General features: G+C 56.0%; 15 protein-coding genes and 1 tRNA gene. 8 read left to right on the plus strand and 8 right to left on the minus strand.

Annotated elements, in window-relative coordinates:
- The first annotated feature begins 41 nt into the window (after positions 1-41).
- The gene (locus K9U38_RS06775) at positions 42-1,349 is read left to right on the plus strand and encodes an epoxide hydrolase family protein (RefSeq protein ID WP_224493587.1); all 1,308 of its coding nucleotides are present in this window, start codon (positions 42-44) and stop codon (positions 1,347-1,349) included.
- A 79-nt stretch (positions 1,350-1,428) separates the two neighbouring features.
- Here K9U38_RS06775 and K9U38_RS06780 read toward each other — a convergent pair whose 3' ends face one another.
- The 3 genes from K9U38_RS06780 to K9U38_RS06790 all read right to left on the minus strand — a co-directional run bounded on the left by K9U38_RS06780 (position 1,429) and on the right by K9U38_RS06790 (position 3,632).
- Entirely contained in the window at positions 1,429-2,391 is a 963-nt protein-coding gene (locus K9U38_RS06780; protein ID WP_224493588.1) for an NADP-dependent oxidoreductase, read from the minus strand.
- 356 nt (positions 2,392-2,747) lie between these two features.
- Positions 2,748-3,203, minus strand: coding sequence for a carboxymuconolactone decarboxylase family protein (locus K9U38_RS06785; RefSeq protein ID WP_224493589.1), 456 nt, complete (start codon positions 3,201-3,203; stop codon positions 2,748-2,750).
- Between the two features lie 3 nt (positions 3,204-3,206).
- Entirely contained in the window at positions 3,207-3,632 is a 426-nt protein-coding gene (locus K9U38_RS06790; RefSeq protein ID WP_224493590.1) for a cupin domain-containing protein, read from the minus strand.
- 113 nt (positions 3,633-3,745) lie between these two features.
- On the opposite strand from K9U38_RS06790, the gene pdxR reads away from it, so the two are divergent.
- A complete protein-coding gene (gene pdxR, locus K9U38_RS06795; RefSeq protein WP_224493591.1) occupies positions 3,746-5,164 on the plus strand; it encodes a MocR-like pyridoxine biosynthesis transcription factor PdxR in 1,419 nt (472 codons plus the stop codon).
- Positions 5,165-5,213: 49 nt separating this feature from the next.
- Here pdxR and K9U38_RS06800 read toward each other — a convergent pair whose 3' ends face one another.
- Positions 5,214-6,440 carry a bifunctional alpha/beta hydrolase/OsmC family protein gene (locus tag K9U38_RS06800; protein ID WP_224493592.1) on the minus strand — a complete coding sequence of 409 codons (1,227 nt, stop codon included), beginning with the start codon at positions 6,438-6,440 and terminating at the stop codon, positions 5,214-5,216.
- Positions 6,441-6,757: 317 nt separating this feature from the next.
- Between K9U38_RS06800 and K9U38_RS06805 the strand changes: the two genes are divergently transcribed.
- Together K9U38_RS06805 and K9U38_RS06810 are read left to right on the plus strand one after the other, a co-directional pair.
- Entirely contained in the window at positions 6,758-7,714 is a 957-nt protein-coding gene (locus K9U38_RS06805; protein WP_224493593.1) for a YeeE/YedE thiosulfate transporter family protein, read from the plus strand.
- 143 nt (positions 7,715-7,857) lie between these two features.
- Positions 7,858-8,073, plus strand: coding sequence for a hypothetical protein (locus K9U38_RS06810; protein WP_224493594.1), 216 nt, complete (start codon positions 7,858-7,860; stop codon positions 8,071-8,073).
- Here the strand turns inward: K9U38_RS06810 and K9U38_RS22115 are convergent.
- From K9U38_RS22115 to K9U38_RS06830, 4 genes are all read right to left on the minus strand, one after another.
- Positions 8,070-9,296: a putative sugar O-methyltransferase gene (locus tag K9U38_RS22115; protein WP_224493595.1), complete on the minus strand. Its 1,227-nt coding sequence runs from the start codon at positions 9,294-9,296 to the stop codon at positions 8,070-8,072. The genes K9U38_RS06810 and K9U38_RS22115 overlap by 4 nt on opposite strands.
- A 32-nt stretch (positions 9,297-9,328) precedes the next feature.
- Positions 9,329-10,486 carry a methyltransferase domain-containing protein gene (locus K9U38_RS06820; RefSeq protein WP_224493596.1) on the minus strand — a complete coding sequence of 386 codons (1,158 nt, stop codon included), beginning with the start codon at positions 10,484-10,486 and terminating at the stop codon, positions 9,329-9,331.
- Between the two features lie 164 nt (positions 10,487-10,650).
- The gene (locus K9U38_RS06825) at positions 10,651-11,889 is read right to left on the minus strand and encodes a sulfotransferase family 2 domain-containing protein (protein ID WP_224493597.1); all 1,239 of its coding nucleotides are present in this window, start codon (positions 11,887-11,889) and stop codon (positions 10,651-10,653) included.
- A gap of 353 nt (positions 11,890-12,242) precedes the next feature.
- Positions 12,243-12,332 (minus strand) — tRNA-Ser (locus tag K9U38_RS06830).
- Between the two features lie 349 nt (positions 12,333-12,681).
- Here K9U38_RS06830 and rplU point away from each other — a divergent pair.
- The 4 genes from rplU (at position 12,682) to obgE (ending at position 15,327) form a co-directional block, all read left to right on the plus strand.
- Complete coding sequence (rplU, locus tag K9U38_RS06835; protein ID WP_224493598.1) at positions 12,682-13,164, plus strand: 50S ribosomal protein L21; 483 nt, start codon at positions 12,682-12,684, stop codon at positions 13,162-13,164.
- 24 nt (positions 13,165-13,188) lie between these two features.
- On the plus strand, positions 13,189-13,461 hold the full coding sequence (gene rpmA, locus K9U38_RS06840; RefSeq protein WP_106713219.1) for a 50S ribosomal protein L27: 273 nt from the start codon (positions 13,189-13,191) through the stop codon (positions 13,459-13,461).
- 115 nt (positions 13,462-13,576) lie between these two features.
- On the plus strand, positions 13,577-14,197 hold the full coding sequence (locus K9U38_RS06845) for a GNAT family N-acetyltransferase (RefSeq protein WP_224493599.1): 621 nt from the start codon (positions 13,577-13,579) through the stop codon (positions 14,195-14,197).
- Positions 14,198-14,292: 95 nt separating this feature from the next.
- Positions 14,293-15,327, plus strand: a complete 1,035-nt coding sequence (obgE, locus tag K9U38_RS06850) for a GTPase ObgE (protein ID WP_224493600.1) — start codon at positions 14,293-14,295, stop codon at positions 15,325-15,327.
- Position 15,328 lies beyond the last annotated feature (1 nt).

Genomic DNA, 15,328 nt, shown 5'->3' on the forward strand with positions numbered 1-15,328 from the left:
GTTGACACTGGGCAGTTCAAACAACATTTGGGGGTTTAGAGATGATCGATCAGCAAGCGAGAAGACCAACCGCTTTGACCCGCCGCGCGTTGCTTGTAGGAGGTGGAGCCGTAACCCTTGCGGCTTCCATCTCTCCGTATGCGGCTATCGAGGCGGGTGCCCAAGCTCTGGCTCCAAACGATATCCGGCCATTTCGGGTCAACGTATCCGGCGAGTCACTGGCCGACCTCAATCGGCGCCTCGGTGCGACGCGGTGGCCCGCAGCGGAAACCGTAGATGATCGATCTCAGGGTGTCCAACTATCCAAACTCCAGGACCTCCTGCACTATTGGCAAACCGACTATGACTGGCGCAGGGCGGAGGAGAAGCTCAATTCACTGCCCCAGTTCCTGACCGAGATAGACGGTGTGGACATTCATTTCATACATGTTCAATCGCCTCACGCGGATGCGATGCCGCTGATCATGACCCATGGATGGCCCGGATCGATATTCGAGCTGTTGAAAGTCATAGGGCCGCTCACAGATCCCACTGCCTATGGTGGCAACGCGCAGGATGCCTTCCATCTGGTTCTTCCATCCATTCCAGGCTTCGGATTTTCAGAGACGCCCAAGGATACCGGCTGGAACCCCGCCCGTATTGCGCGCGCGTGGGACACTCTGATGAAGCGCATTGGATACAGGACCTACGTTTCCCAAGGCGGGGATTGGGGAGCAATCATCTCCGACAGCATGGGGCGACAGGCCCCGGAAGGACTCCTCGGCATCCATGTCAACCGGATCGAGCGTTCAACGACGATCCCGCCCGAAGTCGGAAAGGCCCTGATGAACGGAGATCCAGCTCCCGAAAGCCTCAACGCAGAGGAAAAGGCGATTTTCAATGAGGCAAGGGAGTTCCTGAACAAGGGCTTCGGCTATGCCGCCCTGATGGGGACGCGCCCGCAGACGATCGGATATAGCCTTGCCGACTCGCCAGTCGGGCTGGCCGCCTGGTTTTATGACAAGCTCGCTGACTGGGTATTTACCCGCGGGGAGCCGGAGCGTTCCTTCACTCGCGACGAAATCCTCGACAACATCACGTTCTACTGGCTGACAAACACGGGTCCATCGAGCTCGCGTATCTATTGGGAGAATGCCGCAAACGCCGAAAAGCCCGGGATCATCGCTGTCCCGGTCGCGGTGTCCATTTTTCCTGGCGAAGTCTACCGGCCACCCAGACATTGGGCTGAACGCGCCTATCCAAAACTGATCTACTACAACAAGGTCGACAAGGGCGGGCATTTCGCAGCCTGGGAGGAGCCAGAACTGTTCAGCGCCGAGGTGCGCGCTGCCTTCAGGTCGCTTCGCTGAAAGGTGCCATTTCATGGACGGCTCAATGTGATCGAGCCGTCCATGATCGTTCTTCGTTCGTCCACCCTCTGGAAGCCGCCTAGCGATCGGGCATTACAAGCACAATTTTTCCTTTTGGGCGCGGCAGCTGACCTTCTAGCATCAGGTGTGCGTCTCGAGCTTGATCAAATGGCAATGTTGCACCGATATTCAGTTCGAGTGAACTCCGAGCGACCAGCGATGAAATACGCGAAAGGCTCTCTGTGGACACGTCAACGAGAAAAAATTTGGCCGAAACCTTGTGCTTGGCCGCAAGATCCTGATCCGGAACTGAAACCGCTGAAATCAGTTTCCCGCCCATTTTCAGAACCTCGAACGACCGGGTTTGCGTTTCTCCGCCCACCAGATCTATGACCGCATCTACACCGTGAAGTTCATCCTCAAATCGAGTCTTCGTAAAATCGATAACCCTGTCGGCACCGAGCGCGAAAACTCTTTCAACGTCGGCTGAAGAGGCGGTGCAAAAGGTCTGGATGCCAGCTTCCCGAGCGAACTGTACGGCGTAGGCGCCCACATTCCCCGCCGCGCCGTGAATGAGCACTGTCTGACCTCTTTCCAGTTTGGCCTGATCGAAGAGCGCCTGCCATGCCGTAACCGCTATTACGGGGAGTGAGGCCGCAGCTATGTCGTCTATTGTGTCTGGTTTGTGGTCGAGCATCGAAGCATTGGCGAGTGCGTATTGTGCATACCCGCCACAAAAGCGCTTGTTCGTCACGCCGTAAACCTGATCTCCGGCCCTGAACCGCGTCACGGCCGCGCCAACGGCTACGACTTCGCCCGATATGTCTGAGCCGAGTATAAGCGGCAGTGGCTGGGGCAGTGCACTGTTCCCCGACCGGATCCATCCATCCCAGGGGCCAACACCTGCGGCATGGACCTTGACGATAACCTCGCTTGCACCTGGATCGGGTGTGTTCAGAAACTCCAGTTGCATTACATCGGGCGGTCCAAACTCATGGACGCGCCACACTTTGCCCGAGAAGTCTGATGAATTTCCAGACATTTAGGTTTCTCCTTCCAACACTATAGTGGATGTTTGCTGCAGTGGAACCGCGCTTGCGGCCCTATTAAGGAGCGGTGGTTGCCCGATGTAGCCAGGACCACCTCGGATATCCGCTCAAGTCGGGGATTGCCGGTTAAGGAGCGGCCGCCCTCACAAATCCCAACAAATCCGGAAGGCGAGACGCGCCAGTGGAACACAGTGCTCCTTTTCCGCATCGCCCAGACACAGCCCACTGTCAAAGTGGCGTCCGTAGCACCGCACCTGAGCTAGGGACGCACCTTTTGATCGAGACGACATGTCGGCTTTGTGCTTCAAAACCGACATGTTCGCAGAGGCGTCACGCGGGTACTTGAACGTCAGCCTTCGATCGCCGCGTGGGGTGTGTTCCGGAAGCTGATCGCCATTCGGTTGTAGCTGTTCATAAGGCTGATGGCGATTGTCAGGTCGACGAGTTCTTTTTCGTCAAACACTGCACGCGCCGCTTCATAGGCATCGTTCGGCACACCTGTCTCTGCAACGCGGGTCACCGATTCAGCCCAGGCGAGGGCGGCCCGCTCACGTTCGTCGAAGAGGTTGCCCGCTTCTGCCCAGGCCTGGAGCAAAGCGATTTTCTCAATTTTCTGACCCTTTTTCAGAAGATCGCGGGTGTGCATGTCAAGGCAGTAGGCACAATTGTTGATCTGCGAAATTCGCAGATAGACCAGCTCCAGCAAGACGGAAGGAAGCCCGCTTTGCATGACGTAACCATAGACGCCGCCCAGCGCTTTCGCGCCAGCAGGAGCGATCTGATTGTAATCCAGACGGCTGGTCATCTTTCACTCCTTGCTGCCCTGGTAGGTCGTCAATTCCTTGTCATTGGTGTCGACGATAAACACTGCAAGCAGTTTGGCAGGCTTGGTCTTGCTGGCGTTGCGGCTTACGAGGTGTCTGGAACCGGGCGTTTCATAGAAGTTTTCGCCGGCCTGATAGACCTTGGTCGGCTCGTCATTCACCTTTGACTCGATTTCTCCCTCAAGGACGTAGGCGTAGATAAAGGCCGACTCCGCGTGGATGTGTGGTAGCGAACCGCCGTCTGGCGGATAATCAACGACAACAGCCTTAACCGACTTGCCTGGAATATTGGGGATGGCCTGCTCGAAATTTGGTGTAACGGTTTCGTCGATTTTGTGGGCTGCGGCAGGGACCGCAGTAGCGACAGCGATCGCAGCGGTCGTGGAAAGAATGAAAGATCGTATATTCATAGTGGCATTTCTCCATTGGGTTTGAAGAGGTTTTCCTCTGCCGCTATAAGTACTCCTCGACTGGTTCTACAAAAAGCACCAAGAATGCTCAAAAATCGTGTACCACGGACGATATGACCAAGCCGCTTGAGCTGCAACTCGACCGAACCAAGAAGACCCCGCTGGCCGACCAGATCTGCATGGGTATAACGGCGGCGATCGAGAGCGGTGTCTTGACCTCAGGTGCGCGTCTTCCCTCCTGGGTGGATTTGGCAGTCCAGCTTGGTGTCGCACGGGGCACCGTGCGCGCCGCCTACGACAAGCTTTCGGCAGCACAACTGATTGTTGCTTCGCGTGCGACCGGGACCCGTGTCACTGAAAGGCCGAGATTGTCTTCGCGCCGGGATCCTGCGCCGGAAGCCGGCTCCTTCATGGAGATGTATCAGGAGATGACGACGGGTCCGGCTATCTTCCAGATGGGCGTGCCGGCGAAGGAGACCTTTCCGGCCAAACTTCTGGCGAGGATTCGGGCTCATGCCATTCGGGTCGAGGCCAGCGCGCCGGCTTTGTATCCGGATCCACGGGGAGAACTCGAGTTGCGTCGGGAAATAGCTGCCTACCTCGCCATCGCCCGCGGAATTGAATGCTCACCCTCCCAGGTCCTGGTCACGGGCGGGTTTGGCGGTGGTCTCGGGTTGGTGCTTCGCGTACTTGGACTCGAGGGACGCAAGGCGTGGTTTGAAGAGCCGGGCTTCCCGTTCACGCGACGCGGGCTGGAACTCGCACAATTATCTCCTGTTCCTGTTCCCGTCGACTCGGAAGGCATCGATGTCGACTACGGCCTGAGAAACGCCCCGGATGCGGGACTCGCAGTTGTGACACCGGGACAGCAGGCACCATTGGGGACTACGCTGTCGCTATCGCGGCGATTGCGTCTCCTGGAGTGGGCGTCACTGGAAGAGGCCTGGGTGATAGAGGATGACTATCTCAGCGAATTGCAATTGACCGGGCGTGCCGCACCAGCACTCGCCTCGGTTGATCGCGCCGGAAGAGTCATCCATATCGGATCGTTCAGCAAGACCATAAGCCCAACTCTGCGCCTTGGTTTTGTGCTTGTGCCACAGGCTCTGGTGTCGCGCTTCGCGGAAGTAGCGGCTTGTCTGGCACCTCCGCCCGGGCCGGCTGTACAACTGGCCACTGCGGAATTCATCGCCGAAGGACACTATTTGCGGCATTTGAGGCGCACCAAGCGTGCCTATGCGGCGCAACGGGACGCGTTGCTGCAGCAGCTTGAAAAGAGCGCAAACGGGATTGAGGTAAGTACGGCCGGGTTGGCCATCCTGCATCGGTTCACCGATGGTATTTCGGACATATCGGTCGTCCGCGAAACTTTGCCGTTCGGCTTGGCTCCGGCGCCATTATCGGTCTGGTATTCGTCACCGGGCTCTGCGCAACAGGGGCTTCTGTTGGGAATTGCAACCTGTCCGCAACAGCACGTCGCGAGATCGTGCGACCGGCTCCTTGAAATCATTTACCGCGTCCGCTCCCGTTGAGCGAGAGGTTTTTCAAAACTGCTGCCGCGGCGCGGCCGTCATTCCGGATCTACTTTACGATGGTCGCCACTTTTGCCACGGCTTCGAGAGTGCGATGAACCGGACATTTGCCAGCGATCTCCGCAATCTTGCCGCGAAGCTCATCGGAGACTTCGCCGTCGATCGAAATCACTCTCTCGAAGCGGTCGATCTTAGCGCCGCCGTCTCGTTCGGACTCGCTGCATTCTAAGCAATCCTTGGCGTGGATTCTCGCATGTGAAACGTCAACGCTGACACGCCCGAGGGAAAGGTTCTTGAAGTCGGAATACTGGCGCAACGTCATCGAGGTACAGGCACCAAGCGCCATTGAAAGGAAGTCGTAGGGAGAAGGACCTGTATCCAGTCCGCCTGCGCTTTCCGGTTCATCCGCAAAAAGCCGGTGGTGGCCCGCCTGAACCAGGTTCTGGAACTTGCCGTCGCCTGTTTCCATAACGCGAACATGTTCGACCGGTTCGGCACCTTGCGGGGCGTCGGCGGCAGGATAGCGCGTCAGCCACCCTGAAATCATGCGTCCCGCAAAGGCCGCGTCATCAGGGTCGTTAAGCAAATGATCGGCCTTGTCCAGCGAGACAAAGCTCTTGGGATGCTTGGCTGCCGAGAAGATTTGTGTGGCGTTCTCGATCCCGACCGTCTGGTCCAGCGGCGAATGAAGGATGAGGAGCGGCTTCTTCATGGATGCAACGGCATCAAGGATACGCTGAGCGTGCGCGTCCTCGACAAATTGTTTGCGGACGAGGAACGTACGCCCGGCCAGATTGACTTCGGCTGCACCGTGCGTCTCGATCTCTTCCAGGCTCGATCCAAAATTCTTCAACACATGGCCGACATCGGCCGGCGCACCGATTGTGGCGACAGCGCGCACTTCAGGTATGTCCCTCGCTACGGCCAGGACCGCTGCACCACCAAGCGAATGGCCGATCAGCAATGACGGTGCCTGGTAGTTCCGCCGCAAGTAGTCTGCAGCCGAAAGCAGGTCGGCAACATTCGATGAGAAGTTTGTCGAAGCAAACTCACCTTCGCTCGACCCCAGACCGGTAAAATCGAAGCGCAGCACGGCGATACCTTCGCGTGCGAGCTCCGCAGCAATACGACGCACAGCGGCCAAGTCCTTGGAACAGGTGAAGCAATGGGCAAACAGGGCGTAGGCGCGTAGATGCCCGTTCGGGAGATCAAGACGGGCGGCCAGAGTCGCACCGGAATGACCGGCAAATTGAAGCCGTTGCGTATTGAAAGGCATGCTTGCGCTCCTCCGCTGTCACGAGGCGGCGATCATACATCAGCCATGATCATTTTACCCGCCGGATATTGCTCATGGAAATGCCCAGCAGGACGACTTCGTCGAATCCCGTCGATCATTGTTACGAGCGCCCACGCGGCGATGCGGCGCAAACAAGCGAAGCTGGTCTAGAGTCAGGAATTGACCTATGATCCTGATGCGGCTTTACCGCACTGCCCCCGACGCTCGCGGACCATTCTTCCCGATGGCGCCGGGACTTCCAGTGACTGTGATCAAACATGAACTTCTGAACTTTGCTGAAGCTGGAGCGGGGCGCCGTGGGCGAATTTCTCGTTGACATAACAGGGTTCGGCCATGCGGCTGCGGGCTTGTGGGTCGGCCTTGCATTGCTTGGTGTTCTTGGATTTGTTCTCGGATTTGCCCTCAATTACGGGTCGATATGCACAGTCATCGCTACAAGAGAGCTTGTTGCCGAGAAAAGACCGGCGCGTTTTATTGCGATCATCGAGTGTGCCGTCTGGGCGACCCTCGCCTATGCAATCCTTGAAACGTCACCCATGATTCAACGGGGGTGGTCCCCGCCGGGCTATGTGATTCCTGCCGCCATTCTGTTCGGGGTAGGCCTTTATGTGAACGGTGCTTGTGTGTTCGGATCCCTGGGGCATTTCGGAAACGGTGATGCCGAGTTCGCTTTCACGTTTTTCGGTATCTTTGCCGTGTTGTACATTGAATCTCTTTTCGGTCTGCTTCCACATCAACCACCTCCGGTAAGCGCTTCCTTACCGTTTGAGCCTATCGTTCTCATCATCGCATTATTGGCAATACTCGCGCTGAGGCTCGGTGTTTCATTCAAATCCGAGTCCAACTTCCCGCGGCTGACACTTGCAATGGCGGCGATCGGTCTGGCCTTTACGGTCCTGACAGTGCTAGCGCCCGGCTTCTCCATCACGGCGTCAATCGGCTCGATCGTTTCTATACCTGTCGTCGGACCTGTGATTGTAGGCTGCATGTTTGGCGGAAGCCTTGTCTCGGCAAGACTGAGGAACCGTCAATTCGTGCTGAAATGGCCGGCATTGGGCACCATCGTCTGGAAAACATTCGGTGGCGTGCTCATGGGGATGGGTGCACTGCTCATCCCCGGGGGAAATGATACACTGCTTTTGGTTGGATTCCCTATGGGAGCGTGGCAGGCAGCGCTTGCCTATATCCTGTTCGTCCTGACGCTCGCGGCCCTGATCGCCAAATTTGGTTCGATGGCGAAATCCTGGTCATGAATTTCTCTTCAAGAGGCTGATGGCGAATTTCCGGAAATTGCGCTTCCAAACATATGGCTGCGCCAAGACTTGGCCCGCTTTCCGCATTGTTATGTGGTATTCTGCCCTGGATTATTGGCGCCATGGGGTGAAAGGCGTTGATCATGGAACGCAAGTTGGCAGCAACGACAATTGCTGCCTTAGACGATATGCTGGAAGATCAAGAAGTAATTATCCAGATCAATGATGTTAAGACAGCGTGGACCCACGGAGCGGCCCTCCAGTTGAAGGGCAGCGCGAACATCGCTCTTGGCACGTTTGGTTGGATTACTTTTATCAAGAGCGGTGGCGTTGTTTGGGAGACAGGCCGGAGCTTCTAGCGAAACAATGACGCCAGCTTTCGCAATGGGCTGGTTATACGCCAAGAGGTGCTTCGATAAACAGCCACAAGCGCCTGTTGGTTTTCCTTGCTGAAAGAAAAAACCTCTTCCACATATCCGGGCCTTAGCCAGTATGGACTGCGTGAACGAATGCTCGCAGGGCACAGCGCTTGGCAAACGTTTTTTACAGTAAAAAGATTGGCTTCATGATTGATTGACAGGAACGCGGCTGCGTTTTCGCTGATCCACCGAATATATTCAGTCGCTGTTTTTTCGCCCATTTCCGTCAGGGAATCGACATTGATCACTACATCCACGGGTCCGATGGTGTTGAGTTCGGACGGCGGCAGCAAGGCAATGCGATGGCCACGCGGCTCACTGTCACCGACCATCCAGATAGCATCCTCACCAAGCGAGCCCGCAAGGAACAACGCCTGCCCAACGATTGTCATGGGCAGATCGATGATTGTGTATTCTAGCCCCATACAGTAGCCGTAATAGGCCGTGCGGCCTGTGCCACCTCCGATTTCAATACAACTGGAAGACGCATATCTGCGGGCAAGACATGCCTGATAAATTGCCTGGATTGCGCGTTCTGACGCAGTGCCACGCGAAGTTTGCAAGCCGAGTTCACCCTCAAAAGGGTTGGGGAATTTCAGTTCTACGCCCATCTGCTGTTCAACGGCGCGCAGATATTTGTCCAGGGCTTCAGGAGCGGGCCCGGTTTTGTCGGGATATCGCGCGCCGCCTTCCGGATTGAATACCGCCCGACCACCAAGCGAGACCAGCAGATCCTCGATCTTGGAAAGATATGCCTTGCCAGCGCCCTTCCACGTGTCGCTGGGGTCCATGGCAATCACGTCTTTGGCGAGGTTATCAACGCCATAATAGAGATTGGTATGACGGGGGGCAGACAAGAGTGACCGAAGCGCATCGAGGTCTTCTGACATCAGAGCGTTATGAATGTCCGCCTGCTTGGCACCGATCATTGACCAAAGGGCAGAGTCTTCCGGATTGGGGGCTCTTCGCAGTGCAAGGCGATACGAGGTCCGGATTCGATTGATCAAGGATCGACTTGGTTCAACACCGTTTGGCACCTGCGCCATGTCGGCTTGCTCAGTGTTGTCCATGGAAATCCACCCCTCCAGTTTGTGAACCCATAACACCATGTCGCGACTCGCGGCAACCATCCGCAAAAAGAAGGCTTGGGTGGCATAAATCACTGCTCCAACCGCGGGCCATTGGTCGAGGCCTTCTAATCTCCCAATGGCATCAGGAAGCTCCTGCGCTTTTCTGCTGGCGTAACAGCTTCGGATACTCGTTCAAGGATCAGCGTAAAGCTGGAGCTTCCCCGGTCATAGGATTTCGGATTGGTCGGATAGAATTGATGAAGGCGATAGGGCAGGAAATTATCTTCTGCCAGTTGCGCCATGATCAACAAAAATGACGGTGGGGTGAATACCCAGCAGTGTGCATCAAGGTATGTTCCTTCCAGTGCAATACGGGTCACCTTCAGATGGTCCTCTGCGACCTTCGCGGGTGAGACGGCGCCACGGCCCGCAACAATGTCATCCGGATTGATGGAGTGAGAAAACCGCCACGGCATGCTCACCGCCGTGGCTAGTGACTGGTTATCATAGACCGACAAGACGTTCGGGATTGTCTCGTCCTTCAGATATGCGGAGACGATTTCGGCGGGCTTGGTTTCCTCACGGAAGAAATCGAAGGTCAGGCGACGGTCGGGAAGGGACAGCGACACCAACCCGCCAACATCCATACACGCAGCAATCTCATTGAGCCACCTGATGGGATTCGGAACGTGTTCCATGACCTGGGAGCCGACGAGATAATCAATCGGCGCTATGGGCTTTAAGGTTGTTTTCAGGTTGTCATCGACCATGGGAAGGTCAACCGGGACAATGTCAGTCAACTCCTTGTATTTGGTCTGCAAGCCTGCGGTGTCGAGGTGATCAACGAAATAGACGTTGCATTCCTCCTTGGAGAGAAGCGGGAAGTTCAGGGGCCCGATCTCGACACCCTTGCCGGTAAGCTTCAAGTGCTTGGTCAGTTTGTCTTTGTAGGATAGGCCGGGTGTGTCTGGCTCGGGCCAAGCATGAGTTGTCGGCAGTGCTAATCCTGGCGCGACCTTGCCATGAACTTCGAAGTGGGCGCGGCGGTACTGTAGTACAGCGGCGTTGGTGTCTATGAACGCGGACGCCTCTAGCGAGACGACTTCTACAACTTCGACAATAGGCTCTGGTTGGGCAAACTCTATTTGAGGTTGCCGTAGCGTCTCGCCCCTCAGGAACGCGACAGCTTTGCGCAATGGCGCGGTAATCTTCCAAGAGGTGCTGTTCAGTACAGCTTTTAGCTCGTCTTCTGCAGTTCTAAGGTTTGTACCCGGCACATCCATTTTCAATCTCCCCCCTGGGACCTCACAGCAATCGTTGCTGGTCGTTAATTGCTTGTCTCGCTTTCTTCCCACGAAGTCGTAAGGATCGAAAATCAAGAGCACGAGCTTCGGCTACACGCGGACGGCCTGAAATCGCCACCGCAATCATCAAACATTAGAGGTAATCACGTTCCTACGACTGACGAACGGCTGTACTTTATGCGCAAGCCTAATCGGCGGTTGTCCTTGAGAACTCCATTAACGGCTACCGGTGTGCCCGGTTGACCTCCGTTCTCGAACAGTGCCAGGCCTACCGGGTTCACGACATCCGCCGCCGGATCGACGGAAAAGGACAGCTCGATTTCTAAGCCTCCTTTAGGACTCTGCAAAAGAAACTCCAGGGTTTGCCAATCTGATAGGCCAGCAGCGGATACCGACCCCCGTCCCAACGAATCGCCACCTTCCCCGGCGGCTTGCCAATGAATGCGATATGGACTTGGTTGTTTGTTGAACGCGACGACCTCTGTGTTGATGGATGAAAGGGTAGGATAATGTAATTGAAAGCGTTGAGAGACCTTCACACCGGGAGTGAGAGCGACTGTCTCGACGAACATGCCCCCGAAAATCGGAATTGTTACGTCGAGTGCCGGCTCGTAGAACTCACGTTCTGCCGACGCGTTAAGCTCTCGGGCTATCGCGTAGAGCCGAAGGTCCTGTTCGACCCAAGGCGTCAACGCATCACGTATGGCGCGATCTGTGTGATCGATAACTCGCCCTTTTTCTCCGTAGATACCGATGGCTGTATTGGAAACAGGGAGATTGGTCGGTGGAGAATGCCCGAGCAAGCGAACAATCGAGGCAATCCCGTCGCTCAAACGCTCGGTCAAGAAGACAACGTCCATTTGGCGCAGTCGGCTCGTAGCAATCTCAAGTGCGTTGGCCGGAAGTGCCGCACTTTGTTCTGTTTCGTTACATGCAAGAAATCTGACCTGAACGTTATCGAAGGCGTAAGCGGAAGTGCGGGTGACGTCCTTAACGAATGCACTGATGTCACTGACATTTGAGAAATTAACGTGCCCTAACTTATCAGCCAATTCTTGCATATCTGAATGATGTGTCGCTCGCTCGCTGGCATTTCCTGGTTTGTTGATGCGGTCCAGCATGCGTATTGCGGAGGCGAGCCGTGCGTATGGCTCTCTCAGGGCAACGGCTATCTTGTAGTCGGCGGCGAATGGCAGCGATTTCCACTGGGAAAGGAGCAGGTGGCCAGATAGAAATTTTTTGTTTGTCAGCTTCGCGCGTTCGGTTTCAGACAATGCCTCGATGTGACGAGCCATCGCGTTTGCACCCACCAACGGTGATATCGCATCTTCAATGCTTGTTCCGCCGGTCTTAGGGATGTGTAGGAGGAATATACGAGCCATCTGTCATACACCGTGTTCAGCCGTGCCCATGCAGAATGTTCTAAAGGCCTGATCGAAGGATCGAAAAGAAAACCACGGAAAAGACCAGCAGATCGAACATGCGATCCACTAACAGTATATTCTCTTTCGGCTTTCGGCCAGCGGCGCGGTCCAGACGCTGATGATGGCTATGGACAGCATCCAATAGCTCTACATCTGCCAACCTGTGGCGACCGCTTCAAGTGCCTTGCCTGTGTTTTTGGGTGTTCTCTTGTTACAAAAGTTGCAGGCCAGCTTTGCTAGGATCAATGCTAGGATCACTCCACATGCGTAATAACAAAGAAATACAATATCAATCAGTTATAAGAATTGACTGGCGGAGAGGGAGGGATTTGAACCCCCGATGGAGTTGCCCCCATGCCGCATTTCGAGTGCGGTGCTTTCAACCACTCAGCCACCTCTCCGCGCAAGGGATCGTCGTCAAGATCGATCCCTGATATATCGGTGGGGCAAGACCCAGCCGGTGCCGCGATGCCCCAAAGGACTTGGCTTGTGTGTGCGAGGCGCTAGATAGCGGGCAAAGCGATTGGAGACAAGAGCAATTTTGCGTTAAATTTCTTGACTCGGTGATAAAGCTGATCTTATAAGCCCCCATCAAGTGGCGTGGGGATTCTCCGCGCCGTTTATTTTTGAATTCGGGCGCCTTCATCCTGTGGGTCAAGGCGCCTTTCGATCAATCTGTCACGACTGACAAAAAGACGGTTATTGCCGATCCGTTGGCACGAAACCGAACCGAACGCCGAAAGGGAAAAAATGTTCGCAGTCATCAAGACCGGTGGTAAGCAGTATCGCGTTGCCGCCAATGACCTGCTGAAGGTCGAGAAAGTTGCCGGCAATGCCGGTGACATCGTTGAATTTGCCGAAGTTCTGATGGTTGGCGTCGGAGCCGACGCTACGATCGGCGCGCCTGTCGTCAATGGTGCGCTGGTAACAGCCGAAGTCGTAGAGCAGGGCCGTGCACGCAAGGTCATCGCCTTCAAGAAGCGTCGCCGCCAGAATTCCAAGCGTACGCGTGGTCATCGTCAGGAATTGACGACGATCCGTATCTCGGAAATCCTGACCGATGGCGCCAAGCCTTCCAAGAAGGCCGCTGAAAAGCCGGCCAAGAAGGAAGCTGCACCGAAGGCAGAAGCCGCTGCCGCCGCTGAGGCGACCGAGACGAAAGCCGCACCGAAGGCCAAAGCTGCGCCGAAGAAGGCTGCCGCCAAGGCTGAGAAGCCCGCTAAGGGCGAATAAGAACAGGTTTAGAGGAGCAATCCGATGGCACATAAAAAAGCTGGTGGTTCGTCACGTAACGGTCGTGATTCAGAATCGAAGCGCCTTGGCGTGAAGAAGTTTGGTGGCGAGAAGGTTCTCGCTGGCAATATCCTCGTGCGTCAACGCGGCACCAAATGGCATCCCGGCGTCAACGTTGGCCTGGGCAAGGACCATACCCTGTTTGCTCTTGAAGCAGGCGTTGTTTCCTTCCGTACCAAAGCCAACGGCCGTAGCTACGTGTCGATCGTCAACCCGATCGCCGAAGCAGCAGAATAGCCGGTCCTGCTTGAAGCACCGGCGTCCCATCGGACCCGGTGAATGGCAACCGCCAAAAGATCAAAGGGAGATGGGATTACCACCCATCTCCCTTTTCGTGTCTGGAGGAACGACAATGGTTGCTGAAATACTGGAAGACGATGAAGAACGGCTGGATCTGATAGACTGTCCGGTACTCGTTACGGAACGCCTTGTTTTGCGAGCGCCACGTAACGAGGATGTGGATGCAATTGCCCGTCTCGCCGATAACCTTCACGTGGCCGAAATGCTCTCCCGCATGCCGCACCCCTATACGAAGGAACATGCGGTGGATTTCGTGCGCCGCGCCAATGCGGGCGAGATCGGCAAGTGCGTCTATGCCATTACGCTGGCGCAATCGGGAACCTTCATTGGCTGTTGCGGTATCAACTACCGACGCAACAAGGACGAGCATGCACACGGCCGCAGGGATGAACTGGAAATCGGTTACTGGCTCGGTGAACCACACTGGGGCAAGGGCTATGCGACCGAGGCTGCGCATGCACTGGTGGATCTGGTGTTCCGGGCAACGCAGGTCGAGAAGCTCCATGCTTCCTGCCGCGTCTCGAACATTGCGTCGCGCCGGGTCATCTACAAGAGCGGCTTCCAGTATGCCAACACCGGCATGATGGATTCTCTTGCCGCGGGCAATGTACCGGTCGAGCGCTACATGCTCGATCGGCGCACGTGGATTGGCCTTCGCAGCTGGACGTCATAGAAAATGGACTGGCCGCTTCAAGTAATTGGGCGGCCAGTTTTCTTCTTGGGCATTTTCCTGTAATGCCTCGAAACATCAATAAGGACTGAACTTCAATGAAATTTCTCGATCAGGCGAAAGTCTATATCCGCTCCGGTGACGGTGGTGCCGGCTCGGTATCATTCCGCCGGGAAAAATTTCTGGAGTTTGGCGGGCCCGATGGCGGAGACGGCGGACGTGGCGGCGACGTATGGGCTGAAGCCGTCGATGGTCTCAACACGCTGATCGACTATCGCTACCAGCAGCATTTCCGCGCCAAGACCGGCATGCATGGCATGGGCCGCAACATGACGGGCGGCAAAGGCGCCGACGTCATTCTCAAGGTGCCGGTAGGGACACAGGTTTTTGAGGAAGACAATGAAACGCTGATCTGTGACTTCACGGTAGTCGGCCAGCGATACCGTCTTGCCAAGGGCGGCAATGGCGGTTTCGGCAATCTGCACTTCAAGACCTCGACAAACCAGGCGCCACGGCGCGCCAACCCGGGTCTTGAAGGCGAGGAGCGCAATCTGTGGCTCCGACTGAAGCTCATCGCCGATGCGGGGCTGCTTGGCAAGCCAAACGCTGGAAAATCCACCTTCCTTGCGAGCGTAACCGCAGCCAAGCCAAAAATTGCCGACTACCCCTTTACAACCCTGCATCCCAATCTTGGTGTCGCCCGTGTTGATGCGCGTGAGTTCGTCATTGCCGATATTCCCGGCCTGATTGAAGGCGCACATGAGGGGGTAGGCATCGGTGACCGCTTTCTTGGCCATGTCGAGCGGACGCGCGTCCTCCTGCATCTGGTCTCCGCACAGGAAGAGAATGTGGCGGAAGCATACAGGACAGTAAGGACCGAGCTCGAAGCCTATGGCCATGGGCTCGCAGACAAGCTGGAAATTGTTGCCCTCAGCCAGATAGATACGCTGGATCCAGCATCGCGCAAGAAGAAGGCTGCCGCACTCAAGAAGGCTGCCGGCCGCGAACCCATGCTTCTGTCCGCCGTAAGCCGGGAGGGCGTTGAGCAGGTGTTGCGGGCTCTTTCGGCTATCATACTGGAATCCCGTGGGTCCGAAGCGCCTGTAGAGGTAGATACACGCTTCAAGTATTGAG

Source organism: Phyllobacterium lublinensis (assembly GCF_020164435.1).
In the GTDB taxonomy this organism is placed as follows: Bacteria; Pseudomonadota; Alphaproteobacteria; order Rhizobiales; family Rhizobiaceae; genus Phyllobacterium; species Phyllobacterium lublinensis.

Excerpts from the sequence above, each read along its gene's own strand:
- K9U38_RS06775 (WP_224493587.1), top strand. The coding sequence starts at position 42 with ATGATCGATCAGCAAGCGAGAAGACCAACCGCTTTGACCCGCCGCGCG.
- K9U38_RS06780 (WP_224493588.1), bottom strand. The coding sequence starts at position 2,391 with ATGTCTGGAAATTCATCAGACTTCTCGGGCAAAGTGTGGCGCGTCCAT.
- K9U38_RS06785 (WP_224493589.1), bottom strand. The coding sequence starts at position 3,203 with ATGACCAGCCGTCTGGATTACAATCAGATCGCTCCTGCTGGCGCGAAA.
- K9U38_RS06790 (WP_224493590.1), bottom strand. The coding sequence starts at position 3,632 with ATGAATATACGATCTTTCATTCTTTCCACGACCGCTGCGATCGCTGTC.
- pdxR (WP_224493591.1), top strand. The coding sequence starts at position 3,746 with ATGACCAAGCCGCTTGAGCTGCAACTCGACCGAACCAAGAAGACCCCG.
- K9U38_RS06800 (WP_224493592.1), bottom strand. The coding sequence starts at position 6,440 with ATGCCTTTCAATACGCAACGGCTTCAATTTGCCGGTCATTCCGGTGCG.
- K9U38_RS06810 (WP_224493594.1), top strand. The coding sequence starts at position 7,858 with ATGGAACGCAAGTTGGCAGCAACGACAATTGCTGCCTTAGACGATATG.
- K9U38_RS06820 (WP_224493596.1), bottom strand. The coding sequence starts at position 10,486 with ATGGATGTGCCGGGTACAAACCTTAGAACTGCAGAAGACGAGCTAAAA.
- K9U38_RS06825 (WP_224493597.1), bottom strand. The coding sequence starts at position 11,889 with ATGGCTCGTATATTCCTCCTACACATCCCTAAGACCGGCGGAACAAGC.
- rplU (WP_224493598.1), top strand. The coding sequence starts at position 12,682 with ATGTTCGCAGTCATCAAGACCGGTGGTAAGCAGTATCGCGTTGCCGCC.
- rpmA (WP_106713219.1), top strand. The coding sequence starts at position 13,189 with ATGGCACATAAAAAAGCTGGTGGTTCGTCACGTAACGGTCGTGATTCA.
- K9U38_RS06845 (WP_224493599.1), top strand. The coding sequence starts at position 13,577 with ATGGTTGCTGAAATACTGGAAGACGATGAAGAACGGCTGGATCTGATA.
- obgE (WP_224493600.1), top strand. The coding sequence starts at position 14,293 with ATGAAATTTCTCGATCAGGCGAAAGTCTATATCCGCTCCGGTGACGGT.